Genomic DNA, 24,839 nt, shown 5'->3' with positions numbered 1-24,839 from the left:
ACATTTGGCTTATGGAAAGATTATAGTTACGGCCATACCATACAAAAGTTTCAAAGAAAAGATATGGATTGTAAAAAAGTACACTAGCTCATATAAAATCGATGATTATGATGAATTTCTATACTTAGAGAGGAGAGGTTATCGTGGATGAACTTAGAGAGGAACTATATCAATGCATTAGCAGCATGGGGGTAAAAGATTTAAAAACTGTACAGGTTAGCCAAAAGTTAGATGAATATATAGTTCAGGAAATGTTGAAGACAACTCCAGTAATGGAGTCAAGAGGATGGAAATATCAGCAGGTTGAAATGAATATAGGCTTGATGATTGGAAAAGAAAGAACTAAAAGAAACATGACACAAAATGAACTTGCTAAAAAGGTTGGTTGCACAACAAGAGCTTTGCAATATTGGGAATGTGGAAAAAGAAATATAACCCTTGAATATTTGGATAAAGTTTTAAAAGTCTTAAATTTAACAATGAAGATAGGGTGTGAAAGTGGATTGGGATAATTCATAAGCAGAGGAGGATGAAAATGAGGGCCAATATAGTAAGTGAAAATGCTGTAGCACTTATATTATGCATAGTTAATAAAGATTTAAGCAGGGATGATGCATTGAGAAAGTGTGGTGTGAAAATATCTTCTTCTCAGGGCAAATCTGGAAATAAATCAATAATTCCAGAGGGTGAAGCAGAAAAAATATATAAATATTACAACAAAGACAACATGACGTTACCTGAAATCGGAGAAATATACGGAGTGTCAGCAACAACAATAGGTAATTTTATGAAAAATAGAGGAATGAAAGTAAGACATAGAGGAAAAAGAGAAGAAAAGTTATGAGAGAGGTGTTGATATCTTGGCTAAGGTACATTACTTAAAAACATGGTCACCATTTTTTAAAGATGTCAAAAGTGGAATTAAACCGTTTGAAGTAAGAAAAAATGATAGAGACTATGAGGTTGGAGACACATTAATACTAGAAGAGTTCGACCCAAATACGGAAAAGTATTTGGGTGGATGGATACCTAGATTAGTTACTTATAAACTTGATGATACACGTTTTGTAAAGGAAGGTTATATAATTTTAGGTTTGAAAGATATTAAATTTTGATAGTACACAATCTGAAAATAAGGCGAAGGAAGGTAAGTATAGTTGAAGGTTACAAAATTAAAAGAGAAACTAGAAGAATTGATTAAAGAGCATGGAGAAGATATTGACGTACAAACATTTAGTTGCCAATTAGGAATTTATAAAGAATGGGATGAAGTTGAAAGGATAGATTTACAAGAATAAATTAATGAAAAGGGTGAAAGTTTATGAATCAAAATTGTAAGACTTGTGGATGGGGAAGGCAAATTCCAACTGTAAAAACAATAATGAAATGTGGGTGTCCATTGAGTGGTTGTTTTGGTACAGATGTTACAGAAGATGAAAGCTGCGATAGATGGAAAAAGGCAAGTGATGAATATTTAAAGGCTATTGGTGAATTAAAGTAACGACGGAATACAAATATAAGTGTACTTACAAATAAATTTAAAATACGGGAGGAATAGCATGGGTGTTAAAAAATATATTCCTCACAAAATAGATATTAACTGGGAGGAGTATTTTAGACTTAAAGATGATGGATGCTTAGACAAACAAATAGCTAAATATTTTCAAATGAGTATCAATACTTTACAACGTAAAAAAAGAGAGAAAGGTTTAACTCGGCCAAAAGGCAAACTAAACTAAAAGGTTATAACTCAGGAATAGAAAGGATGAGAATTTGTATATTGATTTTAAACCATTGATAAATAATTTATTAGCAGTAGCTACTGAAAAAGCTATCTTAGCTGTACTTACATATGGTGAACATAAAGATAGTACAAGCTTTGTAAAAAGTATAAGAAAAAGAGCAAAAGATTTAGGGGTAGTTGTGATAGTTGTTGACTTAGAAAATGTAGATAATGTATTAGATAAAATAAAGGAAGTACAAGCTCTTGCGGATGCAGTAATACCTATAAAACCTTTTCCTGATATCATAGCGAAAGTAATAAAGCTTTCACTAGATGGAGCTAAAGATGTAGATAATTTTACAGAAAAAGATGTATTTAAAAATTGCACAGTTGAAGCCATAGAAGAAATTTTTAAATTTTGTAACATAAAAAAGAATAAACGAATTTGTATTTTAGGTAGAAAATTAGGACTACAAATAGGAATGTCTTTATTAAAAATGGATTTCACACCAGTTATATGTCATTCACAAACTCCGAATTCAGATGAATATATTAAGGAGTCAGATGTAATTATAACGGTAACGGGAGCAAGAGGGTTGATAAAAGGCAGCATGGTAAAAAGAAATAGTTTAGTCATAGATGTAGGACTTGGGGACGTAGAAGATGATGTTTATAAAATAGCAGACGTAACTCCTGAAAGAGAAGGTGTTGGAGCCATTACCACTGAGATACTTTTTAACCATATAAATAAATATAAAGAAAAGTTAAGATAAATAGGCTGACCGAGTAACGGAGGCACTATTCCAGATGAGGAATAGTGCCTTTTCTAGTTTATAGGAGGGATAAGAGATGGAGAGAAACATAAGCAAAGAATTTGATAGAATAAAAGAAGTTGAAAATTGGTTATGCAACTATAAGAGTACAAAGGCAGGAATTGAAAGTTTAAAAGAAGAGTATGAAGTTTTGAGTAATAATAGTGAAACTGAAAATAAAGATATTAAGTTAGTTTTGGTTGATAGTAGAATAAAAATGATGGAGAGAAAAATAGAAAAGATAGACAGAGCATTGAACTCACTTAGCAGCATTGAAAAAGAAATTATAGAATATAAATGCATAGAAGGAATGTACTACTATGAATTTACATATAGGGTTTATAAAAGTGAGAGGCAGTGTAAAAGAATTAAGAAAATAGCATTAGAAAAGGTAGCTGTAGCCCTTGGTTTATATAATGGCACTTTTATGTCCCTTTAATGGCACTTCATTTTAAAAACAATAAGTTATAATAGAATTATAAAAATATATTACCTATTTTCATAGGAATAAGGGATGTCCCTTTTAATGGTTTGGGTGAATTATACACTTTTTTAGGAGTTGATGATATGAGAATTATATTGGATAAAGAACATGTTAAAAAATTATATTTAGATGGGTTGACGGCCACTGAGATTGCTAGAAAATTAAATTCAAATAAAGAGACTGTAAAAAAGTGCATTCAAAGAAATTTTAATGATTTGAAAGATAGACATGAACGTGCCATAATACAAAGACGTGATGTTTTAAAAGCAATCAATTATGAATCTAATAAATATATGGGAGATAGTACATTTATAAAAAAAAATAGATCAATATATAAGACAAATCCTAATGGAGATATAGTCATAAATAAAGAGGTTGCTCCTGTAGTAACATGGGATACACCTAGGAGATTAGTAAATGAAAATAAAGTTAAATAAAGTTAAAAAAAGAGTTGTTATATCAGCAAATGATGTAGCAGCTCTTTTTAATTGTGAATTTAAGGAGGGAATTTATGAAAATAGGAGAGGTTTTAAGAGACAAGGATGTTGATAACTATAATAAACTCATAAAAGTAAAAGATAAAAAGAAAAGTGATAACTTAAGTGAGTGTGAAATAAGAGAGTTAATGTCTCATTCATGTTATAGAAGGCACAAAGGAGCAATAAAGCAGGTGAAGTAATGGAAGCTAGAATAAGAGACTGGGAGAAGGGAACATCTAGTCCTATTCCACCACTAAAATATGAAAAATTTAAAGAAAAATTAGCTGAATATAGTGAGAGAAATAAAGACAGAAATTTAATGTTATTTATATTAGGAATAGCAACAGGATATAGATCTGGTGATCTAGTTAGCCTTACTATAGGTGAGATAAAAGATGCTTTGGAAGCTGGATATTTTAGCATCCAAGAAAGCAAACAGTATGAGCAATGGAAAACTATATTAGCTAAAAATCCTAATAAGAAAAAGCCAGAGAAAAGAGATGCTCCAATTGGAAGAAACTTAGAAAAATATTTAAGACAATATTGCAAAGGGAAAAAGCGTTCTGAATATGCATTTCCATCTAATAAAGGCAATGGGAATGCATATATAAGTCAAAAGGCTTATAGTTCTATATTAACTGAAATAGGCAAAAGCATTGGACTTAAAAATATTTCAGGGCACAGTTTAAGAAAAACATATGCTACAAGAATATATGAAGAATCAAATAAGGATCTAGAACAGGTAAGAGTTGCATTAAATCAACAATCCATAGAAGAAACTAAACGCTATTTAGGAATAAAAGAAAAGATGAGGATTAATGCAGCACTAATAGCAGATTCAAATATTTGATTTTTTTATTTGTAGTATTTTGGGTAAAAAATAAAATGGTTCTTATTTGAGTTATTTATAAAAAATATTACTAATATAAGTGACTTGAAAATGGTATGCGTAATCCTCCATGTTATTACTTATTTGTGGATAAAAAATAAAAGTGCTTTAAATATAGTGTTTTCAATGCTTTAAAATAACTTTCATGAAAAATAATTTTCTTAGGTTTTAGGTAGTTTTAAAAATAAAGAGCTCTTGAAAATAAAAAGGTTCTTTATTTTTCGAAAATAAATACCTTAAATACCTTTCAAAGCAAGTAATATCAATTATTAAGATGGTGTTCACTATTTTTTCTAATTGGTGCATTTAGGGCTCAAAAAAAGAAAAGAGGTGATGTTGTGGGGAGAAAAGCAATAGATGGAGAGTTAGAAGAACAACTAGCTTTGATAATATCCATGATAAAAGATGGGGCAAAAGATAAAGAAATAATTGAGACATTAGGCATCTCAGCCTCAACATGGAAACGTAAGAAAGCACAGAACACTAAAATTAAAGAAGCACTAGAAGAATTAACTGATGCACGTAACCAACAGGTAGAAGAATCATTATTTAAAGTCTGTACTGGATATAGCTATTATGAAGAAGTAGTTACAAAAGTTAAAGAAGAAGTTCTTGCTGATGATGGAGAAACAATTCTAACTAAAGAGGATGTTAAAATATCTAAGGTTAAGAAGTATAGAGGGCCAGATATAAATGCACAAAAGTACTGGCTTAACAATAAAAAGAAAGCTGTTTGGAAAGATGATCCTCACAAAGTGGAGAATGATAAGAAGCTTACTAAGCTCAAGGCAAAAGATATGGAGAATAAAGAAAAACTAATGAAACAGTTTGAAGATGATTAACAAATGAATATATATAATCAAGACGAAGTTGGAGCTTGGATAAGTAAACTAATAGCAGAGAATAGACTAGAAGAGTTCTATAACTCTAAGTATTGGAGAAAGCTAAGGAAAGAAGTATTAGCAGAGCATAAAGGAGAATGTCAGATATGTAAGTCTAGAGGATTCTATACTGAAGCTAATACAGTTCATCATGTTCAGTATGTTAGAAAACATCCAAGACTAGCATTAAGTAAGACGTATATATTCCAAGGAAAGGAGTATAAAAACCTTATTCCTTTGTGTCATGACTGCCATGAGGAAGTACATGGATATAGGCAGAAGGAAAAGAAGAAACCTTTAACAGAGGAGAGGTGGTAAGTGTGGGGTTATCAAGATTAAGTAAGAAGTGTCGAGAGTGTAAACATACAGATACATGTGAACATAAAAGGATGGAAGCATTAGCTTATTTAAATGAGTCATCAACTGTTGCAGGAGTAAATGCTGCAGCATCTATAATGCAACCGCATGATTATAGGAATATAAATATAAGTACAGATGTAACAGTTACAATTGATTTAGAAGAAATGAAAAATAAAATAATTAAATCGATGTATCCAAACTTCTTATATGGTGATTAAATAAATACCCCCGGTCAAAATAAAACGCATTTTAATTTTTGGGGTTGTAACTCGGTTGGGTTATAGACAAAAGATATTTTTTTAAATTCTCACATGAGGGGGTGGTAGCGTGCCAGCAAATGAAAAAATAAAAAAATATTTAGAGTCGGAATTGTATAAAGAAATTAAAAGTGATCTCATGGATCAGTTAGAGAGAAACGGCACAGTAGGAAAATATTATGATGATCTAGCTAATGATTATATGGATATGTGGGTTACCAAATGTCTTCTTGTTGATGATATCCAAAAGCGTGGAGTAAACATTAAATATAACAATGGTGGGGGACAATTAGGCTATAGAAAAAATGATAGTGTAGATCAGCGTATGAAAGTAAATGCACAAATGTTAAAGTTATTAAATGAACTTGGAATAAAGCCTTCAAAAATGGACAGTGATACAGATGACGATGAGGAAATGTAGTTATCATCCTTATATTGATGCCTACATGGATGATATAAGAAATGGAATTATACCATCTTCTGAAGAAATAAAACTAGCTATGGATTATATAGAATTCAAATTAGATAATCCAGATGTAGTAATAGATAATGAAAAGATAGATAAAGCAGTGGAGCTAACAGAAAAGTATTTTGAATTCAAATTACTAGATTGGGAGCTTTTTCTTTTTGCTTTGATTCATTGTTACTATAAGTCAAATGATACTGTGGTATTTGATGAATATTTCATTATGATGGGTAGAGGAAATGGTAAGAATGGTTTTATATCTCCAGTAGCATGGTATCTAACAACTCATTATCATGGGATAAAAGGATACAATGTTGATATTATAGCTAACAGTCAAGACCAGGCTGAAACTTCCTTTAATGATATTTATGACGTTCTAGAAAAGTTTTGGACTAAGTTAAAGAAGTTTTTCCATAAAACTAAAGAGATAATAACCAATGTAAAAACAAAATCTTATATCAAATTCAATACATCTAATGCTAGAACTAAGGATGGTAAAAGAAGTGCATGTTTAATATTTGATGAAATCCATGAGTACGAGAACTATAGCATTATAAGTGTATTTACATCAGGTTTTGGTAAAAAGAAACATTCAAGAGCATTTTACATTACTACTAATGGTCATGTTAGAGAAGGCGTTCTTGACGATAAGCTAGCCATGGCTAAGGATGTTTTAAATGGTACTATAAAAGATTTAGGTATGTTGCCCTTAATTTATAAAATAGATTGTGAAGAAGATGCTTTAAATCCTGAAATGTGGCACAAGGCTAACCCATCCTTAAGGTTTTTCCCAGAGTTAAAAAAGGAAATGGATAAAGAATTTATTTCAATGAAATATCAACCACACATGGAACAGGAGTTTTTTACCAAGCGTCTAAATTGGCCTAAAGGAAACAAGGAACTTCAGGTAACAGAATGGGATAACATCATAGCAACAAATAAGCCTATTCCAGATTTAAGCGGTTTATCTGCTGTAGTTGGAGTTGACTACACTAAAGTTACTGACTTTGCTTCAGTAGATTTACATTTTAGGGATGGGGATAGAAGATATGATATATCTCACTCTTGGTTATGCTTAAAATCTGCAGATATTCCAAGGTTAAAGATACCATGGCAACAATGGGAAGCTGAAGGGTTGCTAACATCAGTTGATGATGTTGAAATTAGTCCTGATTTAATTGCAGAATGGATTTCAGAACAGGCCAAGAAGTACAATTTGATAGAGTTAGCACTAGATAACTATAGATATGCTCTACTTGCAAACTCACTTAAAAAGGTTGGATTTGATGCTAATGAATTTAAGAATGTTAGACTTGTAAGACCATCTGATATTATGAAAGTGGTGCCAATTATAGATAGTTGTTTTGCTAATCAGTATTTTGTTTGGGGAAATAATCCATTACTTAGATGGGCAACGAATAATACCAAGTTAATTCCATCAGGTAAAAAGCAAGGTACCGATACTGGTAACTATTATTATGGGAAGATAGAAGCTAAAAGCAGAAAAACAGACCCATTTATGGCATTAGTTGCTGCTATGACTATAGAAGATAAACTTGGTGATGGTAGTAGCTTAGAAACACCAGATGTTGATGTTTATACCTATTGAAAGGGGGTGATAATTTGGGATTACTTACATGGATTAAGGACAGGGTGCTAAATGGCCAACCAATAGAAACAGAAGTAGATGGAGCAACATTTTTTAATCTTGCTGCAGAATTGTACATTAGAAACTTAGCTTTTCAATCAGCTGTAAATCTTATAGCAAATGCTGTTAGTAAATGTGAGTTTAAAACTTATGTTAACAATAAAGAAGTTAAAAAAAGAGAGTATTATTTATTTAATATTGAACCAAATAGGAATCAAAATTCAAGCCAGTTTATTCATAAATGGATAACAAAGCTCTATGAAGAAAATGAGTGTTTAATAATTGAAAATGCAGGTCAACTTCTAGTGGCGGATACTTTTTCTACAAAAGAGTATGCGCTTTTTGATTATCAATTTTCACAAGTAACTGTGGACAACTTCACTTTTAATAAAACCTTTAATATGAGTGAAGTTATGTATTTTAAACTCAATAACAAAGATATTAGAAAGCTAATCAATGGGATGTATGAAAGTTATGGAAAGTTAATTGCATATGCTCAAAAGAGCTATAACAAGTCAAGAGGTAGCAAAGGTACGTTAGAAGTAAGTGCAATGGCTCAAGGAAAACCTAATTTTCAAGAAACCTTTGAAAAGTTAATGAATGAAAGGTTTAAGAAGTTTTTTGAAGCTGATAATGCAGTTTTACCATTATTTGATGGATATAAATACACAGATATAGGTTCTAAAACCTACAGTAATGAAGGTACTAGAGATATAAAAGCTATGATAGATGATATTTATGATTTTACAGCTAGGGCCCTTTGCATGCCTCCAACTCTTCTAAAAGGGGATATGGCAAACATAGGAGATGCCGTAGATAATTGCTTAACTTTCTGTATAGATCCTTTATGCGATATGCTTCAGGAAGAAGTTAATAGAAAGCGTTCAGGCTATGAAGGCTTTATTCAAGGTATCTTTACTAAAATTGACACTAAGTCTATAAAACATGTAGACCTGTTAAGTGTATCTACTGCTATAGATAAGTTGATAGCCAGTGGAGCATTTACTATCAATGATATAAGGAAAGTAGTAGGTGATGAGCCTATAGATGAAGAGTTTGCAAACTCACATTTTATGACTAAAAACTATGCTACTGTCCAAGATTTATTATTAGCAATTGAAGGAGGTGAAAATAATGAAGAAGATTTGGGAACTTAAACAATCAGTCAATCCTGATACTTTAGACATGTATATCTATGGTGATGTTCAAGGAGATTATTTTGACTGGTGGGAATGGCAGCAGGTTGAAAGTGAAACCTCAGCTAATCATTTCAGAAATGAGCTTGCAAAATATCCTGATATAAAAAATATTAATCTTTATGTTAATTCTTTTGGCGGTTCAGTATATGAAGCTATGTCCATTAGAAACCAACTAAAAAGACATAGTGCTTATGTAACTGGATATGTTGATGGCTTTGCTTGTTCAGCGGCATCTTTTCTATTAACAGGCTGTGACAAGGTTGTTATGTATTCCAATACAATGCAGATGATTCATAATATGTGGAATGCTTCAATTGGGAATTCAAAGCAGCATAGGAAGGCAGCGGACGATTTAGATGTAATTATGCAAGGCAATAGACAGGCTTATCTTGAAAAATCAGGCGGTAAAATATCTGAAGAGAAGCTTATAGAGTTATTAGATGCAGAATCGTGGTTAACAGCAGCTCAATGTATTGAATATGGTTTCGCAGATGAAATTCTTGATAAAGAAGCTGATTTAACTGAAGCCAAACAAATGCTTCAAAAAGTTAATAAGACATTTGAGCAGCAGTTAAGTTATAACAAAGCTTTAATGGCACAGGCAAGAGAATTTATTCAAAAGACTGAACCAACTCCACCAGAATCACCAAAGGAACCTGAGACTAAACTAGAACCAAAAGAAAATAAAACTATAAAATTAATGGCGGCATTGTTCGCAAAAAAGGAGAGATAAATAATATGAAAAATTTAGATTTATTAAACCAAAAGAAAGTTGAAATAATGAACAGATTAAACCAATCAATGAAAGATGGTAATGAAGAAGCATTTGCCCAAGCATTTACAGACTTCACTGAAAATATTCAACAGGCTGTAATGGAAGAAGCAAAGGGGTTAGTCCAATCTGTAGATACTAATGTTCTAGTTGGAAGAGGAGTTAGACAATTAACTTCTGAAGAAAGTAACTATTATCAAAAGGTAATAGAAGCTATGAAGTCAAGCAATCCAAAGCAAGCATTAACTGAATTGAATGTAGTACTACCTATAACAACTATAGATGCAGTATTTGAGGATTTAGTTGCTGCACATCCTTTACTTGAAGTTATAGACTTCCAAAATACAAGTGGATTAATAGAGTTCCTTGTTAATACAAATGGTAAGCAATTAGCAACATGGGGAACATTAACATCTGCAATTGTAACTGAACTTACGAGCGGATTTAAGAAAGTTAATATGGGATTGCATAAACTATCTGCTTTTCTACCAGTAGCAAAATCTATGCTTGATTTAGGACCTGTATGGCTAGATAGATATGTTAGGACAATTCTTGCTGAAGCATTAGCATTTGGACTTGAAGAAGCTATTATTAATGGTACAGGAAAAGATATGCCTATTGGAATGAATAGACAAGTTGGTGAAGGAGTAACTGTTACTGACGGAGTTTATCCATTAAAAGCAACTGTATCAGTAACAAAATTAGATCCTGTAACTTATGGAACTTTAATTGGAGGAATGGCAGTAGATGTAAAAGGAAATGCAAGAACAGTAAATGAAGTTATTATGGTTGTTAATCCACAGGATTATCTTACAAAAGTTATGCCTGCAACAACTGTAAGAAATGCAAATGGAACATATGTAAATAACGTATTCCCATTCCCTACAAGAGTTATTCAATCTGCTCAAGTAGCTGCAGGAAAGGCTATATTTGGACTACCAAAGAGATATTTTATGGGAATAGGCACTGCAAAGAGTGGAAAGATTGAGTATTCTGATGAATACAGATTCCTTGAAGATGAAAGAGTATATTTAATCAAGCTTTATGGTCATGGTGAGCCACTCGATAACAACGCATTTGTATATGCTGATATTAGTGGATTAGTTCCAACCATCCAAGAGGTAAGTATTAGCGGCACAGTAAATACTCATGAGGTAGTATAATAAATGAATGTTAGAGCAATCTGTTCATTTATAGGTAAATACTCTATGAAATTTATACTACAAAGTAGGTGATTGAATGGCTTTGCCAGAGGGATTGTTGAATGGGGTAAGAAACTATCTTGATATTACGTGGGAAGATCCTGTTGGAGATGAAAAACTTTCTGGTATTATTCAACGGGGTGTGAAATATATAGATGGAATATCAGGGAAGGAAATGGATTATACGCTAGAGGATAAGCCTAGAGAATTACTCTTCGATTACTGCAGATATGCTCGTTCAAATGCTTTAAATGAGTTTCAAAAGAATTACTTACATGAGCTCCTTACTCTACAAATGACACAGGAGGTTGAAGCTTATGAAGCAGCAAACTCAGACGTTTAATGATGGAGTTGTAAATATATACTCCATTGGAAACATATCTGAACCAGGTAATATGCCAAAGGAAGGACTTACTCTAAAAGTAGGTCCTCTAAGGTATGAAGAAAGAACTGTAGGCATGGGAAGGTTTTGGACAGCCATGCAGGCACAAGTAAGAGTTGAGCAAATACTAAGAGTACCAAGACTTGATTTAATATCTTCTCAAGATATAGCGATTCCAAATGACGGCAAGCAGTATAGAATAATGCAAATACAATATCCTAAGGATGTAGAACCACCTTCAATGGATTTATCTTTAGAAAGGGTTGATGCTGATTATGAGCTTGCTTGATTTAAGAGATTTATTACTAACCGTTACGCAAGATACATTTCATTACCACGCACATAAAAAGCCAGATAAATATATAGTATGGGCCGAGGATGGAGAAGCAGGTTCAAATAATGCAGATGATAATAAGGTTAATCAGGTTATTCAAGGTACCATAGACTATTTCACTAAAATGGAGTTTGATCCTAACTTTGATTTAATTCAGGAAAAATTAAATTCAATTAATATTAGCTGGAGCTTAAATTCAGTTCAATATGAAGAAGATACAGGCTATATTCATTATGAATGGATTTGGGAGATGATATAGTGGCTAAAATGACAATTAAAGGGTTGGATGAATATTCTTCAAAGCTTTCTAAGCTTGGTAAGGATGCTCCAGAAATAGCAAAGAAAGTTGTTATGTCAGGAGCTAGTCCTGTAGCTGATGAAATTAGAAAGAATTTAGAGAATAATTTATATGATCCTGCTTATGCAGGAACTGGAGATGGCGGTATATGGGGAGTGAAGCGATATAAGTTTAAAGGAGATTTACTTAACTCTTTCGGTATAGCTCCTCCTGGTGTAGATAGCCATGGTAATACTAATACTAAGATAGGTTTTGAAGGCTATGATAGTAAAGGTGTTCCTAATGCGTTAAAAGCTAGAGCAATGGAGAGCGGTACAAGTACATTAAGAAAAAGACCTTTTGTAAGGCCTGCAGTTAATAGTACAAAGGCAAAAGCAATAAAAGAAATGGGTAGAAAATTAGATGAAGAAATGAAAATATATGCTCTATGAGGAGGTATAAAATAAATGGCAAAGATAGGATTAAAATATCCAGTTTATAAAGGTGCTACAAAGCAGGGAGTAATAGGTAAAGCTATCCAGGCCGATATATCTATATCAGTAAATGATTCAAAGCTCTATGCAGATGATGCTGTTGCAGAATCTGATAAGAGTTTTCAGAGCGGTGCTATAACTTTAGGAATAGATGACCTGTCTGATGAAATTCAAACTGAATTTTTAGGACATGTAAAAGATGAAACAACTGGAGAAATTACTGCTAATACTAATGATGGGAATCCTTATATAGGTATTGGATTTTATGGCATTAAAATGGTTAATGGAGTAAGAAAATTTCGTGCTGTATGGTTTCCTAAAGTACAATTTGCAGAGCCTGAAGATACTAATGCAACGAAAGGTGAATCTGTTGAATTTAATACTCCAACCTTAGAGGGAACAATAATGTTAGATAATAACGGAGATTGGAAGAAAGAGAACACATTCGGCACTGAAGCAGAAGCAAAGACATATTTAGAAACAAAGGCTGGTATAACCACAGGAGTATAAGATACGGATGGATTAAGTTCCATCCTCTTTTTTATAAGGAGGGAATTAAATGATTGATATTATAAAATATATTGAAGTAGGAGATAAAAAGTATCCAATTGCGTTCACATTAAATGTGATGGAAGAAATACAGAATAAATTTGGCAGCATGGAGAAATGGGGCAAAGCACTGCAGCCTGAAGCTGGTGAGCCTAAAATAAAAGATTTAAAGTGGACATTTGCGCAGTTTGTAAATGAAGGTATTGATATTGAAAATGAGGAGAATGGCGGAGATAGACCTTTTGTAACAGAAAAGCAAGTTGGCAGAATAATATCTGCTATAGGTATGGAACAGGTAATAGGCTCTATTTTTAAAACTACGTTACAAAGCACAGATACAGGTGAAGAAAAAAACGAGATGACCAAGCAGAATCAGGAGGAATAATTGATTTTGCTTGGCTTTTATTTATAGGAATGAATAAATTAGGCTTTACAGAAGGAGAAGTTGGACATATGACTATTAGAAAATGGCACAAATTATATAAAGCCTATAAAAGTAATTATGACCTTGAATTAACTATGAAACATAAAGGTTTAAGATATATGGATATTGAAAGAGAGGTAACAATTGATGATGTAATTCCGTTATAAAGGTGGTGAGAATATGGCGTATGATATAGGACCTAAGATTGGTATTGAAGGTGAAAAAGAGTTTAGGGATGCTATAAAAAATATAGATACTAACTTAAAGACACTTGGTACAGAAATGATGGCAGTTACATCTCAATATGATAAAAATGATAAAAGTTCAGATGCTCTCACAGCTCAAAATAAGGTTTTAAACAAACAAATAGATGAACAAAAGAATAAATTATCAGAACTGCAAAAAGGTCTAGAAGCTTCAGCTGAAAAGTATGGAGAAAATGATAAAGTAACCCAAGGGTGGAGACAAGCTGTAAATAAAGCAACTGCTGATTTAAATAATATGCAGAGGGAGCTTGACAACAATACTAAGTCGCTTGAAGAGTTAGGTAATCAATCAGAAAAGACTAACACATTATTATCTAAAGAAGATGCAGTCAATAACATTAAAAACATGAGTAAAGCTTTATTGGCTTTAGGAGCTTCTGCATTGGCCATGGCGGGAACAGCTGTAAAATCATTTAATAATGTACAAGTTGCATCAAATAAATTACAAACTCAGACGGGTGCCACGGATAAAGAAATGCAAGAGTTTAATAAAAGTATGAAAAATATATATGCAAATAATCTTGGCGAAAGCTTTGAAGACATTGCGCAAGCTATGGCAGAAGTAAGAAAGCAAACAGGGTTAACAAGTTCGGAACTTGAAAAAGCAACTCAAAATGCTTTAATATTGAGGGACACTTTTGGATTTGAAGTTAATGAAAGTACAAGAGCTGCTAATATGTTAATGAAACAATTTGGGATGACAGGTGAAGAAGCCTTTAATTTGATTGCGCAAGGAGCACAGGCAGGACTAGATAAAAATGGAGATTTGCTTGATAGTATTAACGAGTATTCAGTACATTTTGAGCAATTAGGCCTAGATGGTGAGGAAATGTTTAATGTGCTCAAAATGGGTTCAGAAAATGGAGCGTTTTCTATTGATAAAGTAGGAGATGCATTTAAGGAATTTGGTATAAGAGTAAAGGATGGAAGCGAAACAACATCAGATGCATTTACGATTCTAGGGTTAAATGCAAAGGATATGACATCAGCATTTAGTGCTGGTGGTGATAAAGCTCAAAAGGCTTATTACAAAGTATATGATGCATTAGAAAGAATAAAAGACCCTGTCAAGCAAAATGCAGCAGGAGTTGCACTGTTTGGAACAATGTGGGAGGATTTGGGAGCTAAGGCAACTTTGGCGGCCATGGGTATGTCGGATGAATTTAATGGTGCAATCGACACAATGAATAAAATAAATAAAATAAGATATAATGATTTTGGTTCTGCCCTTACTGGGATTGGAAGGCAATTACAAGTTGAGTTTATAATGCCTATTGGTGAGAAGCTGTTACCTTTATTAAATGATTTTGCATCATCTATAAAAGGAGCAAATGGTGATATAGGCAAAATTATTGAGGGTGCAAGTACATTCGTTACAGCGCTTGTAGGTGGAATAGTACAGAATATGCCCGCAATGATTGAAACAGGGAAGACAATACTTACAAATTTGATTAATGGTTTAACAGAAGCATTACCTCAAATTATACCAGTTGGAATTTCAATTATAACTAATTTAGCTGATAAAATAATAAGTAACATAGGCACTGTAGTTGATATGGGGATTAAATTAATATTAGCTTTAGTGCAAGGTATTGTAAGTCAATTCCCTATATTAATACAGGAAGTTCCTAGAATAATAAATGATTTTTCTAATGCCATATATGAGCAACTGCCTAAAATACTGAAAGCTGGTATTGATATAATCTTAATGCTTATAAAAGGATTAATTGATAGCATACCGACTTTAGTAGCTAACATTCCACAAATTATTATGGCAATTGTAAATGTAATTACTCTATATAACTGGGCGAATTTGGGTAAAACAGCGATTACTAAGCTTGGCGAGGGAATAAAGTCAATGAAAAGCAGCATTGGAGAAATTGCTAAAAATACCGCCAATGGTGTTTCTGATGCTATCACAGGAGTTTTTAATGGTGGCTTAAGTTGGGGCAAAAATTTAATCTCCAACATTGGGAATGGATTTTCTTCAATGAGTAGTTTCTTAAGTAGTACAGCTAAATCAATAAGTAACAGTGCTATCAACTCTATTAAATCAGTTTTTTCAGGTGGACTTGACATAGGTAAGAATCTAATTAAGGGTATATGGGAAGGTATTTCAAGTGTAAAGGAATGGATACTAGAAAAGATAGGCGGTTTCGCAGGTACTATTATAGGAGAAACAAAGGCTGCATTTGGTATACACTCACCATCCCGAGTATTTAGAGATGAAGTTGGTAAAAATCTTGCTTTAGGTTTGGGATTAGGATTTACAGATGAAATGAAAAAAGTTTCAAATGATATAACGGGCTCTATACCTACAAGTTTTAAGACTGAATTAGGTACTAGCAGTTCTAATAATTTGGGATCATTAACTGAAACAAGTAATCAAAGGAATATAATTATACAATTTATAGCTGAGGGTAAAAAACTAGCTGAAGTTATTGCTCCATATAGTGATATAATACAAGGTAATAATTTAAGACTGGCGGGAAGGGGAATGGTATAATGAGAGGTTTTAAATTTAATGACAAACATAGCTATAATGATTATAAACTACTCTTAGAAAAGAAAACTATTCTCCCACCAGGAAAGAAAAAGATTAAATTAGATGTTCCTTATGCGAATGGAACTTATGACTTTTCTACTGTGGCAACTAATGGTGAAGTAGTATTTGAGGAAAGAAAAATTGAAGTTCTACTAGGAATTGCTGCAAGATCTAAAGAACATTTACATGTATTATATAGCAATATCTTAGAATGGATAACAGATACAGGTAGACAACAGTTAATATTTGATGATATATGCGACTATTACTTTATTGCAGAAGTCGAGGGTGTAACGGACTTTCAAGAGGTAATTAGATTTGGGAAACTAAAAGTAACATTTACAGCACAACCGTTCAAAATAGGGGTTAACTTAGAGGGTTCTGATATATGGGATACTTTTAATTTCGAGGAAGATGTGGTTCAGGACACGGAATTTGATGTATTAGAAACTAAAACAGAAACTATTATAAATGTAGGTAGGCCTGTAACACCTATTATTAATGTTAATGCTCCTATGGATATTACTATAAATAATAAAAACTATAATCTTAATATAGGGGATAACAAAATATATGGTTTAAAACTCCAACCTGGAGAAAATGTTATAAATATAAATGGCACAGGACATATAAAGTTTATGTTTAGAAAGGAGAGGTTGTAGTGTACCAAGTTAGTGTATTTAATGGCGAGGTAGAAACTATAATACATTATCCAACGGCAGATACAGAAGTCTCACACTTGAATAAGCTAGACCTAAAAGAAGGATTATCTTTAGTTGATAGTCTTTCTTTTTCTTTATACCCCAATAATCCAGGTTATGATAAAGTGTTTGAACTTACAACAAAAGTAAAAGTAATAGATTCAAGGGATAATTCTATTAGATTTACAGGTAGAGTCTTAAGTATTAATGAAAAGATGGATAGCGGCGGTGTGTTCTGTAAAGAAATTTTATGTGAAGGTGGTCTATCTTATTTAAATGATACTAAGACCAGGAGCGAAACCTTCTTAGGTTCTCCAAGCGATTTTACACAGTGGATATTAAATAAGCATAATACAAAAGTAGAAGATGCCAAGAAAATCCAAGTGGGAAACATCGATGTAATTGGGAGCGTGGCTTATACATGTGACTTCAAAAGCACTTTAGAAACTCTATTAGAGGCAAAAGAAAAACTAGGCGGAGATATAAGGGTAAGGGAAACAAATGGATTGCTTTATTTAGATTGGCTTCAATCTTTTTATAATAACACTACAGAGATTACTCTAGGACTTAATATGAAAGAAATGATTAAGCATAAGGATATAACTTCTTTAGGGACTAGAATAATACCTCTCGGGGCTAATAATCTTACTATAGCTGATATAAACAATGGAATAGATTATATAGAGGATATAAACGCAGAAACTGTATATGGGGTATTGGAAAAGGCGGTAGAATATAGAGAAATTACAGACCCTATAGAACTGTATAACAAAGCTTTAGAGGACTTACCTAACCATACACAACCTTTATATCTGTTAGAGTCAGGAGCGCTGGATTTAAGCTTTATAACTGGGAATAAGGCAGAGCAATTTGTCTTAGGTGCTAATCTCCATGTGTTTAATCTAATTATGGCAGTAGATAATGTATATAAAGTAGTAGCATTAGATTTAGATTTACTAAAGCCTTATGATCCTAAATTGACAATTGCTAATTTTCCTGTAAAGCTTACAAATACTATAAATGATTTAAGAAAAACAAGTGTACAAAACAATGGAGTTTATAATAGTGTACAAGTTGGGGATGCTTTTGGTATTAGAGCAGTCAGGTCGGATGGTAAAGTAATCACTACACTAAATGCTATCGAAGGAATATCAATAGAAAATGGAAATATTAAAGTATTCTATGTAGATGAAAATGGTACTTTAAGGGCTGTAAAGGGGATTTTTGATGATATTACTGCTAATAACATGATAGCAAATGAAATGAGGACATCTAATACAAGTAGTTATATTATCTTGCATGACCAGTACATGGATTTTTTTAAAAATGGAAATTTAGTAATGCAGCTAGGGTTTGAGCCGACAAATGCTTTCCCAAGCGTCCTGCTTTATAATAACGAGGGACAATCTAATGGCATAGCGATAACTGGCAGTGGAGAGTTAGCAGCACTGGGAGCAATGTCTTTTGATTCTCCTGTCAATTTTTATAGCACTGCAAAAATAGGTGGAGATAGCATTGCAACAAGAGACTGGGTAATGAATTATGTAAGCTCTATGTCTACACCATCTGAACCATAGAAAGGAGCGTGATAACATGGCAATCATAGCAAGCATAGTGCAAGCAATAAGATCAGTAACATTTGGTAAAGATATGAGAGAAAACATTGCTAGAGGAATTGAAACTATAAATACAGAAGTTGAGAGTACTACTGCAAAACAAAGTCTATTAGAAACTGTTTTTGAGCAGCTTATAATTGATAAAGGAAACTCTAATGCTGAAATAGTACAGGCTAGAGTTGATGCTGATGGGAAAGCTTATGTAAATTTAAAGGAAAGAATGGATACTGTTGATTCGCATTTGGCAGAAAATGTGCCATTATTAGCACAAACACTATCAAGTGAAGAAATAGATATATTTTTAGTTTATGGGCAATCTAATGCAATGGGATATGCAGGAAATTCAGTAGGAGATCCAACATATAAAACGCCTAATGTAACTGTATGGGATGGAACAAAAGAAATACCACTCACCAACTATATGCCTACTTCTCAAGGAGAAATAAGCACTGGTGGAGCGTGGGTTGCATTCGCCAATGAATATGCTCGTCAAACAGGTAGAAAAGCAATATTGGCAAACTGTGCAAAAGGTAGTCAAAGTATTGCATCTCTTTCAAAAGGTTCAACTAATGCACTTTACAGCAAATTAGTTGAGTGGACGAACGCTATAAAAACTCATATTACTGATAAAAATAAAATTGTAGGTAAGGTAGCAATCTTATGGTGTCAAGGTGAAGCTGATGCGATAGCACAAACTACTAGAGCATCATACGAAACATCCATTAGTGCTTTATGGACAAATATTAAAGCAGATATTGGAGCAAATTCATTTAATATTTTTACAGTTGGATTTTATAATGACAATACAAAAAAATACGGTTGGCAAATTCAAAATGCACAAAGAAACTTTTCAAAGGCAAACACTGATGTATTTATTGTTTTTGATAACATTGACTCATTAGCGGGAAATAATATGAAGGTAGATGGGGTGCATTTAAACCAATATGGATATAATTTTATGGGCGAAATCGGAGCAAAAAACTACTGCGAAACTGTACTGCTTAAGCCATCTAATGAAGCGTTACCATTATTGAGCAGAAGTGGGAGAATAAATTTAGACGGAACGCAAGAATGGCATTTATTTGGAGGATGGATAAGAAAACTTGATGGTGTATGGGAAGTATCTTCACAAACGGCAAGAGCCATTACTGGAATTCAAAGTGCTTCAGAGGTTAGTGGTGGTTTACGTATTACATTAGCCGAAAAAATAAACTATATTTTATACGAAGATGCAAAAATAAGTTACGGTTTATCGGAAATAGAAAACAATCAAGTTATTAAAGCCAAAGTTATTCCTGTGACGTATGAAACTGAAAATAACAGTAATACAGAGGCTATTATTCACTTTTATGCAGATGTTGTTGTGGATATTGATTTAGATTCTCAAACTTTAAACACGAATAGAATGGGCTATGACTTTTCAAATTTATTTACTGCGACCTTTGCTACTGGTGGTGTCACTCTTACTCATCCAAAATATAGAGGTGGTTCTTGCGCTAATGTCCATACTACAGATAACACACCTAGGTTAATAAGTTTAAATAACAGTTCGAACGATTCGACGAATGTGAGAACTTTTAATACCACGGGTACATTAGTTAATTCTAAAATCTCAATCGTTTTTAAAGATATGAGAATACCTGTTGAAAACTTACCTTCTACATTAAATACCACTTCAACTGCAAAGCCAGAATTGATGTTTTATGTTATTGGAGCAAAGAAACAAAATTCGTAATAGATTGAAGTGGGATATCTAAGGCTTACAATACTACTACCGAGGTGAGGTATAGATGGAACAGCGTTGATATTTAGAATACATTTTAATTTAAGTACCATAAGTATCCTTGTAATATTATGGAACGAATAATATAATAAGGGTATTGGAGGGATGATGAATGAAAAAGACAAAGGGAGTTGCAATAATTTCCATATCCATTAATTTGATTTTAGGATTTTTAATAATGTATAAATTGGGAATACCATATATAAATAATAAGTTAAACCCTAATTCAGTAATGACTAGTGGAGATTATTATTATCTAGCTAAATCAGGATTGCTTGAGGAACTAGATATAAGTAAACAGGACATAGTGTTTCTAGGAGATAGCTTAACAGATAGAAATGAATGGCAGGAATATTTTAAGAATAACTCTATAAAGAATAGGGGCATTGATGGAGATACAACCTGTAAGTTGTTAGAAAGGCTAGGCTCAATTACAAAAGGCAAACCTAGCAAAATGTTCATTATGGTTGGAACCAATGATTTAAATAATGGGAAAAGTATTGAGTATATTGTGGATAACTATAATAAGATTATAAAAGAAATAAAATCTGATTCGCCAGAAACCAAAATTTATATTCAAAGTGTTTTACCTGTAAACGAAGAGATGAACAGATCTAATCGTAAAAACAAAGATATTTTTTTATTAAATAGTAAAATTAGAGAAGTTGCTGATAGTTATTCCGTACAATATATTGACTTAATTCCACATTTATCAAAAAATAATGAATTAATTAAAGAGTTTACTATTGATGGAGTTCATTTGAAATCTGATGGGTATCAAATGTGGACGAAGGCGATAGGAAAATATGTTACACAATAGGTTAAAAGTGTGAACTAATGTGTATTAGTGTGTATCAATACACATTATAAGTTATGAGTGTAAAATATGGTATATAATTACTCATAAGGGGTGATTATATGGCAGTGAAAAGACAGAACATAACTCTAGATCCAGAAATCTTTGAAGAGTTTTGCAGATATGCTGCACCTATGGGTATTAAAATTTCTACATGGATAAATGCAAAAATGAAAGAGTTTGTAGATGATCAGAAAATGCTTGAAGAATTAAAAAGAAATAAAAACAAGTAAAGGCACTCAATAATGGGTGTCTTTTTAATTTAAAAAATTGGAGGAAAAATATAATGGAAAAGTATATAAGAATAGAACTAGTAAACAATGAAATTAGCTTACACGCTATGCTTGAAGACCAGAGGTTAGGAGTTATAAATAATAAAAATATTTTAGCTATAGAAGATAATCCTGATTTACCTTCCGGTGTTTCTATAGGACCACAAATGGTTGAGAATTTTATAAAAGAAGTTCACATTTCTACTATAGGAGAGAAAACAACTCTAGTTAGAGCTGTATTGGTTAATGGTTTTGAAGTTATAGAAAGTTCAGCATGTGTAGATAAAGCAAATTATAATGAAAATATAGGTGCTGAGGTATGCATGAAAAAGATAAAGGATAAGATATGGTTCTTACTTGGATTCTTACTTCAATCAGCAGTTGGTGGAGTTAAATAATTAAGTCGCATTTGTAACTATTAACATATATTAGTGTAAACATAGATATATCAATGGTTACAAGTGGATATACAAGCTATTCGGTTTATAGTTAATTTATATCTATATATACGAGTGTACAAGCAAAATAGGAATGTATGTTCCTGAAATCCTCATAAATTCATAGATTTTGGAAATCCTATAAATAGAAAGAAGAAGGTTCCAGCCTCGCAAGCAAAGAAACCTTCTTCCTCAAAAATATCTCCAAGGAGATATCACTTTAATTATGGACAGATATCTTCTTGGTTATACAGGAGGATTAAGAAATTTATGAATTGTAATGAGGAATTTGTAGTAAGAGCAGTCGGAAAAGTTACTCTAGAGTGGCCAGAGATTAATCAACTGAGATTGAGGGATATTCTCTATGAATGTCTTTACAATTATAATGTATTGCCTGTGGAGCAAGCCTTAGTTACGAGCGACATAGAAGAAAAAATGATGATATTTATTGCATCTAAAAGGCTTGAGGGTAGAAGTGAAAAAACTCTATATAATTACAGACTTATATTGGGGAAATTTGCTTCATATGTCCATAAGCCCATTTCAACCGTAACCGTTATGGACCTTAGAATGTATTTAGGAGCTACTACTAAGAATTTAAAGCCAGGAAGCATAAATACTATAATGTCTTGCTTTAAATCTTTCTTTGGATGGCTAGAGTTAGAAGAGTATATTCCTAAGGATCCTACACGAAAGTTAAAACCATTTAAACAACCAATACGAATCCGAAAATCTTTAACTATAGATGAACTAGAAAAGCTTAGAGATAATTGCGAAACAGTTAGGGAAAGGGCATTACTAGAATTCACTTTTTCAACTGGCGCAAGAGTGTCAGAAATTATAGGAACAGATATAGAAGATTTGAATTTTGCTGAAAATAGCTTAAGAGTAGTTGGAAAAGGTGATAAGGAAAGAGAAGTTTACTTTTCTCCTAAAGCAAAATTATATTTAGAGAAATATTTGGATACAAGGAAAGATGCATGTCCTGCATTATTTGTTAGTAGTAGATATCCAGTTCATAGAATAGGTACTAGAGCTGTAGAAAGGGAAATAGGAAAGATAGCAGAGCGTGCTGGATTTGATAAAGCAGTTTTCCCACATCTCTTAAGGCATACAATGGCTACACTGGCAATACAAGCAGGAGCAAAGCTTACTACAGTACAACACTTACTAGGGCATACAGACCCAAGTACAACACAAATTTATGCAGAAACAAGTTTGGAAGATGTAAAACATGAATATAAACAACATTTAATACAATAAGAAGTCCATACCGGGCTTCTTTTTAGTTTAAGGAGGTAGGGATGGCAGATTTAGAAATAATTCAGGAAATAAGAGAAAGACTTATTAAAATAGAAGCAACATTAGAAAATAACTTTAAAATGTCTGACCTTAGAATTAAAGAACTAGAAAATAGAATAGGTAAGTTAGAGAGTACTTATTCATGGTTATGGAGAACTGTTGCTGGATCAATAATATTAGGCGTTCTAGGGGCGGTAATTAAGTTCAGTTAGGGGGGATGGTAATGAAAATAGCAATAGACTTTGGACATGGTACTGGTCAAGATAGAGGAGCAGTTGGAAATCTAAATGAAGAGGTAACTGTAAGAGAATTTGGCCCAGTAATAATAGAAGGATTAAAGAAGTTAGGAAATATAGTTTATGATGTAACACCAAAACAATCAGGATTAACATTAGCACAGTCCCTTGCTTATAGAGTAAATATGGCAAACTACTATAAAGTAGATTTATTTGTATCTCTACACCTTAATGCTTTTAATACTAATGCACATGGATGTGAAGTTGAATATATAAGTGTTAGTGGCAAAACATATGCAGATAAAATATGTAAGGAAGTAGCAAAATTAGGATTTGAAAATAGAGGAGCTAAAGCTAGAGAAAATTTATATGTGCTGAAATATACCAACATGCCTGCAATACTTATTGAAAGCTTTTTTTGCGATAATATTTCTGATTGTAACTTATACAATAAAAACAAGCTTGCTAATGCAATTATAAAAGGAATAACTGATAAGGAAGCGAATATGGACGTTCCAAAAGAGCAAACACCAAAATTACCTGACATAGATTATTCCATTCCTAAGTTTAATGGAATAATAGCTCTTAAAGGTGACTTTGGATATATTCAAGCTTTACCTGAAAGAGGAAGAATTGACATTCATCTTGATAGATATAACTATCTTACAATTCAAGATGATAAAAAAGAAGGTAATAAAATTATATTAAATACGAGAACTAAAGGTTCAAAAGTATTATTATAGGAGGAGATTTTTATGACAAATACATTAATAAATGGAATTACAGGTATAATGGTACAGGCTGTATTGAGTGTTTTAGGAGTAACAGTTACTTATCTTACTACAGTAGCAGTAACATACTTAAAGAAAAAAAGAGAAGCCCTTATAAAAGAAATAGGTGCTGCTCAATATAATACAACGTATAGTATAGCTAAAAGCATTTATTTCGCAGTAGAGCAGCAGTTTAAATTTATTCCTGCGGCAGGAACGAATAAAAAAGAACTATTTGATAAGATGTTATTAGAAAAAGTACCAGGATTAGAACAAGAAGATCTAAATCATTTCAGAGAGGCTGTAGTTGGAGAAATAAATAGCCAGATACAACAAGCAAATATATTACAACCTGCCCCTACATTTAATCCTGAAGTTGACGAAGCAGATATAAAAGTTATAGAGTAAAGAATAACCCTGAGC

At 32.5% G+C, this 24,839-nt stretch carries 38 protein-coding genes; all 38 read left to right on the top strand.

The window, feature by feature from the left end; all coding sequences use genetic code 11:
* Window positions 1-143 precede the first annotated feature (143 nt).
* The 38 genes from BSD9I1_RS14240 (at window position 144) to BSD9I1_RS14060 (ending at window position 24,824) form a co-directional block, all read left to right on the top strand.
* Window positions 144-512, top strand: a complete 369-nt coding sequence (locus BSD9I1_RS14240) for a helix-turn-helix domain-containing protein (RefSeq protein WP_186430903.1) — start codon at window positions 144-146, stop codon at window positions 510-512.
* A gap of 23 nt (window positions 513-535) precedes the next feature.
* The gene (locus BSD9I1_RS14235) at window positions 536-844 is read left to right on the top strand and encodes a hypothetical protein (RefSeq protein WP_186430902.1); all 309 of its coding nucleotides are present in this window, start codon (window positions 536-538) and stop codon (window positions 842-844) included.
* 16 nt (window positions 845-860) lie between these two features.
* The gene (locus BSD9I1_RS14230; protein ID WP_186430901.1) at window positions 861-1,115 is read left to right on the top strand and encodes a DUF3850 domain-containing protein; all 255 of its coding nucleotides are present in this window, start codon (window positions 861-863) and stop codon (window positions 1,113-1,115) included.
* A 42-nt stretch (window positions 1,116-1,157) separates the two neighbouring features.
* A complete protein-coding gene (locus BSD9I1_RS14225) occupies window positions 1,158-1,298 on the top strand; it encodes a hypothetical protein (RefSeq protein ID WP_186430900.1) in 141 nt (46 codons plus the stop codon).
* Between the two features lie 23 nt (window positions 1,299-1,321).
* Window positions 1,322-1,501, top strand: a complete 180-nt coding sequence (locus BSD9I1_RS14220; protein ID WP_186430899.1) for a hypothetical protein — start codon at window positions 1,322-1,324, stop codon at window positions 1,499-1,501.
* Between the two features lie 58 nt (window positions 1,502-1,559).
* Window positions 1,560-1,739, top strand: a complete 180-nt coding sequence (locus tag BSD9I1_RS14215; protein WP_186430898.1) for a hypothetical protein — start codon at window positions 1,560-1,562, stop codon at window positions 1,737-1,739.
* A 34-nt stretch (window positions 1,740-1,773) separates the two neighbouring features.
* Window positions 1,774-2,496: a bifunctional 5,10-methylenetetrahydrofolate dehydrogenase/5,10-methenyltetrahydrofolate cyclohydrolase gene (locus BSD9I1_RS14210; RefSeq protein ID WP_186430897.1), complete on the top strand. Its 723-nt coding sequence runs from the start codon at window positions 1,774-1,776 to the stop codon at window positions 2,494-2,496.
* Window positions 2,497-2,572: 76 nt separating this feature from the next.
* Entirely contained in the window at window positions 2,573-2,974 is a 402-nt protein-coding gene (locus BSD9I1_RS14205; RefSeq protein ID WP_186430896.1) for a hypothetical protein, read from the top strand.
* A gap of 128 nt (window positions 2,975-3,102) precedes the next feature.
* A complete protein-coding gene (locus tag BSD9I1_RS14200; protein WP_186430895.1) occupies window positions 3,103-3,456 on the top strand; it encodes a DNA-binding response regulator in 354 nt (117 codons plus the stop codon).
* Window positions 3,437-3,568, top strand: a complete 132-nt coding sequence (locus tag BSD9I1_RS19035) for a hypothetical protein (RefSeq protein ID WP_278281261.1) — start codon at window positions 3,437-3,439, stop codon at window positions 3,566-3,568. Before BSD9I1_RS14200 ends, BSD9I1_RS19035 begins: the two co-directional genes overlap by 20 nt.
* Window positions 3,531-3,698, top strand: a complete 168-nt coding sequence (locus BSD9I1_RS14195) for a hypothetical protein (protein WP_186430894.1) — start codon at window positions 3,531-3,533, stop codon at window positions 3,696-3,698. Before BSD9I1_RS19035 ends, BSD9I1_RS14195 begins: the two co-directional genes overlap by 38 nt.
* Window positions 3,698-4,348 carry a tyrosine-type recombinase/integrase gene (locus tag BSD9I1_RS14190; RefSeq protein WP_186430893.1) on the top strand — a complete coding sequence of 217 codons (651 nt, stop codon included), beginning with the start codon at window positions 3,698-3,700 and terminating at the stop codon, window positions 4,346-4,348. Before BSD9I1_RS14195 ends, BSD9I1_RS14190 begins: the two co-directional genes overlap by 1 nt.
* A 377-nt stretch (window positions 4,349-4,725) precedes the next feature.
* Entirely contained in the window at window positions 4,726-5,229 is a 504-nt protein-coding gene (locus BSD9I1_RS14185) for a Xaa-His dipeptidase (protein ID WP_186430892.1), read from the top strand.
* 3 nt (window positions 5,230-5,232) lie between these two features.
* Complete coding sequence (locus BSD9I1_RS14180; protein WP_186430891.1) at window positions 5,233-5,586, top strand: HNH endonuclease; 354 nt, start codon at window positions 5,233-5,235, stop codon at window positions 5,584-5,586.
* A 2-nt stretch (window positions 5,587-5,588) separates the two neighbouring features.
* Window positions 5,589-5,846: a hypothetical protein gene (locus BSD9I1_RS14175; RefSeq protein WP_186430890.1), complete on the top strand. Its 258-nt coding sequence runs from the start codon at window positions 5,589-5,591 to the stop codon at window positions 5,844-5,846.
* 109 nt (window positions 5,847-5,955) lie between these two features.
* Complete coding sequence (locus tag BSD9I1_RS14170; RefSeq protein WP_242966492.1) at window positions 5,956-6,306, top strand: P27 family phage terminase small subunit; 351 nt, start codon at window positions 5,956-5,958, stop codon at window positions 6,304-6,306.
* Entirely contained in the window at window positions 6,287-7,960 is a 1,674-nt protein-coding gene (locus BSD9I1_RS14165; protein ID WP_242966491.1) for a terminase large subunit domain-containing protein, read from the top strand. The genes BSD9I1_RS14170 and BSD9I1_RS14165 overlap by 20 nt, the downstream gene beginning before the upstream one ends.
* 14 nt (window positions 7,961-7,974) lie before the next feature.
* On the top strand, window positions 7,975-9,156 hold the full coding sequence (locus BSD9I1_RS14160; protein ID WP_186430889.1) for a phage portal protein: 1,182 nt from the start codon (window positions 7,975-7,977) through the stop codon (window positions 9,154-9,156).
* Complete coding sequence (locus BSD9I1_RS14155; protein ID WP_186430888.1) at window positions 9,134-9,931, top strand: head maturation protease, ClpP-related; 798 nt, start codon at window positions 9,134-9,136, stop codon at window positions 9,929-9,931. The genes BSD9I1_RS14160 and BSD9I1_RS14155 overlap by 23 nt, the downstream gene beginning before the upstream one ends.
* Window positions 9,932-9,936: 5 nt before the next feature.
* Window positions 9,937-11,133: a phage major capsid protein gene (locus BSD9I1_RS14150; protein WP_186430887.1), complete on the top strand. Its 1,197-nt coding sequence runs from the start codon at window positions 9,937-9,939 to the stop codon at window positions 11,131-11,133.
* Window positions 11,134-11,209: 76 nt separating this feature from the next.
* Window positions 11,210-11,515, top strand: a complete 306-nt coding sequence (locus BSD9I1_RS14145) for a hypothetical protein (protein WP_186430886.1) — start codon at window positions 11,210-11,212, stop codon at window positions 11,513-11,515.
* Entirely contained in the window at window positions 11,490-11,843 is a 354-nt protein-coding gene (locus BSD9I1_RS14140) for a hypothetical protein (RefSeq protein ID WP_186430885.1), read from the top strand. The genes BSD9I1_RS14145 and BSD9I1_RS14140 overlap by 26 nt, the downstream gene beginning before the upstream one ends.
* The gene (locus tag BSD9I1_RS14135) at window positions 11,830-12,147 is read left to right on the top strand and encodes a hypothetical protein (RefSeq protein ID WP_186430884.1); all 318 of its coding nucleotides are present in this window, start codon (window positions 11,830-11,832) and stop codon (window positions 12,145-12,147) included. The genes BSD9I1_RS14140 and BSD9I1_RS14135 overlap by 14 nt, the downstream gene beginning before the upstream one ends.
* 8 nt (window positions 12,148-12,155) lie before the next feature.
* Entirely contained in the window at window positions 12,156-12,617 is a 462-nt protein-coding gene (locus tag BSD9I1_RS14130; protein WP_242966516.1) for an HK97-gp10 family putative phage morphogenesis protein, read from the top strand.
* Window positions 12,618-12,632: 15 nt separating this feature from the next.
* Window positions 12,633-13,169: a major tail protein gene (locus tag BSD9I1_RS14125; protein WP_186430882.1), complete on the top strand. Its 537-nt coding sequence runs from the start codon at window positions 12,633-12,635 to the stop codon at window positions 13,167-13,169.
* A gap of 49 nt (window positions 13,170-13,218) precedes the next feature.
* The gene (locus BSD9I1_RS14120) at window positions 13,219-13,593 is read left to right on the top strand and encodes a hypothetical protein (protein ID WP_186430881.1); all 375 of its coding nucleotides are present in this window, start codon (window positions 13,219-13,221) and stop codon (window positions 13,591-13,593) included.
* 68 nt (window positions 13,594-13,661) lie between these two features.
* Window positions 13,662-13,799, top strand: coding sequence for a hypothetical protein (locus BSD9I1_RS14115; RefSeq protein WP_186430880.1), 138 nt, complete (start codon window positions 13,662-13,664; stop codon window positions 13,797-13,799).
* A 13-nt stretch (window positions 13,800-13,812) separates the two neighbouring features.
* Complete coding sequence (locus BSD9I1_RS14110; protein ID WP_186430879.1) at window positions 13,813-16,404, top strand: phage tail tape measure protein; 2,592 nt, start codon at window positions 13,813-13,815, stop codon at window positions 16,402-16,404.
* The gene (locus tag BSD9I1_RS14105) at window positions 16,404-17,105 is read left to right on the top strand and encodes a distal tail protein Dit (protein ID WP_186430878.1); all 702 of its coding nucleotides are present in this window, start codon (window positions 16,404-16,406) and stop codon (window positions 17,103-17,105) included. Before BSD9I1_RS14110 ends, BSD9I1_RS14105 begins: the two co-directional genes overlap by 1 nt.
* Window positions 17,105-18,721 carry a phage tail spike protein gene (locus BSD9I1_RS14100; protein WP_186430877.1) on the top strand — a complete coding sequence of 539 codons (1,617 nt, stop codon included), beginning with the start codon at window positions 17,105-17,107 and terminating at the stop codon, window positions 18,719-18,721. Before BSD9I1_RS14105 ends, BSD9I1_RS14100 begins: the two co-directional genes overlap by 1 nt.
* A gap of 16 nt (window positions 18,722-18,737) precedes the next feature.
* Window positions 18,738-20,495: a sialate O-acetylesterase gene (locus tag BSD9I1_RS14095; RefSeq protein ID WP_186430876.1), complete on the top strand. Its 1,758-nt coding sequence runs from the start codon at window positions 18,738-18,740 to the stop codon at window positions 20,493-20,495.
* Window positions 20,496-20,655: 160 nt separating this feature from the next.
* Entirely contained in the window at window positions 20,656-21,363 is a 708-nt protein-coding gene (locus BSD9I1_RS14090; protein WP_186430875.1) for a GDSL-type esterase/lipase family protein, read from the top strand.
* Between the two features lie 98 nt (window positions 21,364-21,461).
* The gene (locus tag BSD9I1_RS14085) at window positions 21,462-21,632 is read left to right on the top strand and encodes a hypothetical protein (protein ID WP_186430874.1); all 171 of its coding nucleotides are present in this window, start codon (window positions 21,462-21,464) and stop codon (window positions 21,630-21,632) included.
* Window positions 21,633-21,685: 53 nt separating this feature from the next.
* Window positions 21,686-22,069, top strand: a complete 384-nt coding sequence (locus BSD9I1_RS14080) for a Gp49 family protein (RefSeq protein WP_186430873.1) — start codon at window positions 21,686-21,688, stop codon at window positions 22,067-22,069.
* A gap of 309 nt (window positions 22,070-22,378) precedes the next feature.
* Window positions 22,379-23,371: a site-specific tyrosine recombinase/integron integrase gene (xerA, locus tag BSD9I1_RS14075; protein ID WP_186430872.1), complete on the top strand. Its 993-nt coding sequence runs from the start codon at window positions 22,379-22,381 to the stop codon at window positions 23,369-23,371.
* A 41-nt stretch (window positions 23,372-23,412) separates the two neighbouring features.
* The gene (locus BSD9I1_RS14070; protein ID WP_186430871.1) at window positions 23,413-23,622 is read left to right on the top strand and encodes a hemolysin XhlA family protein; all 210 of its coding nucleotides are present in this window, start codon (window positions 23,413-23,415) and stop codon (window positions 23,620-23,622) included.
* Window positions 23,623-23,633: 11 nt separating this feature from the next.
* Window positions 23,634-24,389 (top strand): N-acetylmuramoyl-L-alanine amidase, encoded by a 756-nt coding sequence (locus BSD9I1_RS14065; RefSeq protein ID WP_186430870.1) that lies wholly within the window; start codon window positions 23,634-23,636, stop codon window positions 24,387-24,389.
* Window positions 24,390-24,401: 12 nt separating this feature from the next.
* Entirely contained in the window at window positions 24,402-24,824 is a 423-nt protein-coding gene (locus tag BSD9I1_RS14060; RefSeq protein WP_242966490.1) for a hypothetical protein, read from the top strand.
* Window positions 24,825-24,839 lie beyond the last annotated feature (15 nt).

This window comes from Clostridium sp. BSD9I1 (assembly GCF_900185645.1).
GTDB lineage: Bacteria > Bacillota > Clostridia > Clostridiales > Clostridiaceae > Clostridium_AK.
Note: the sequence above shows the minus strand (reverse complement) of the source record. Positions and strands in the feature narration are given on the sequence as shown.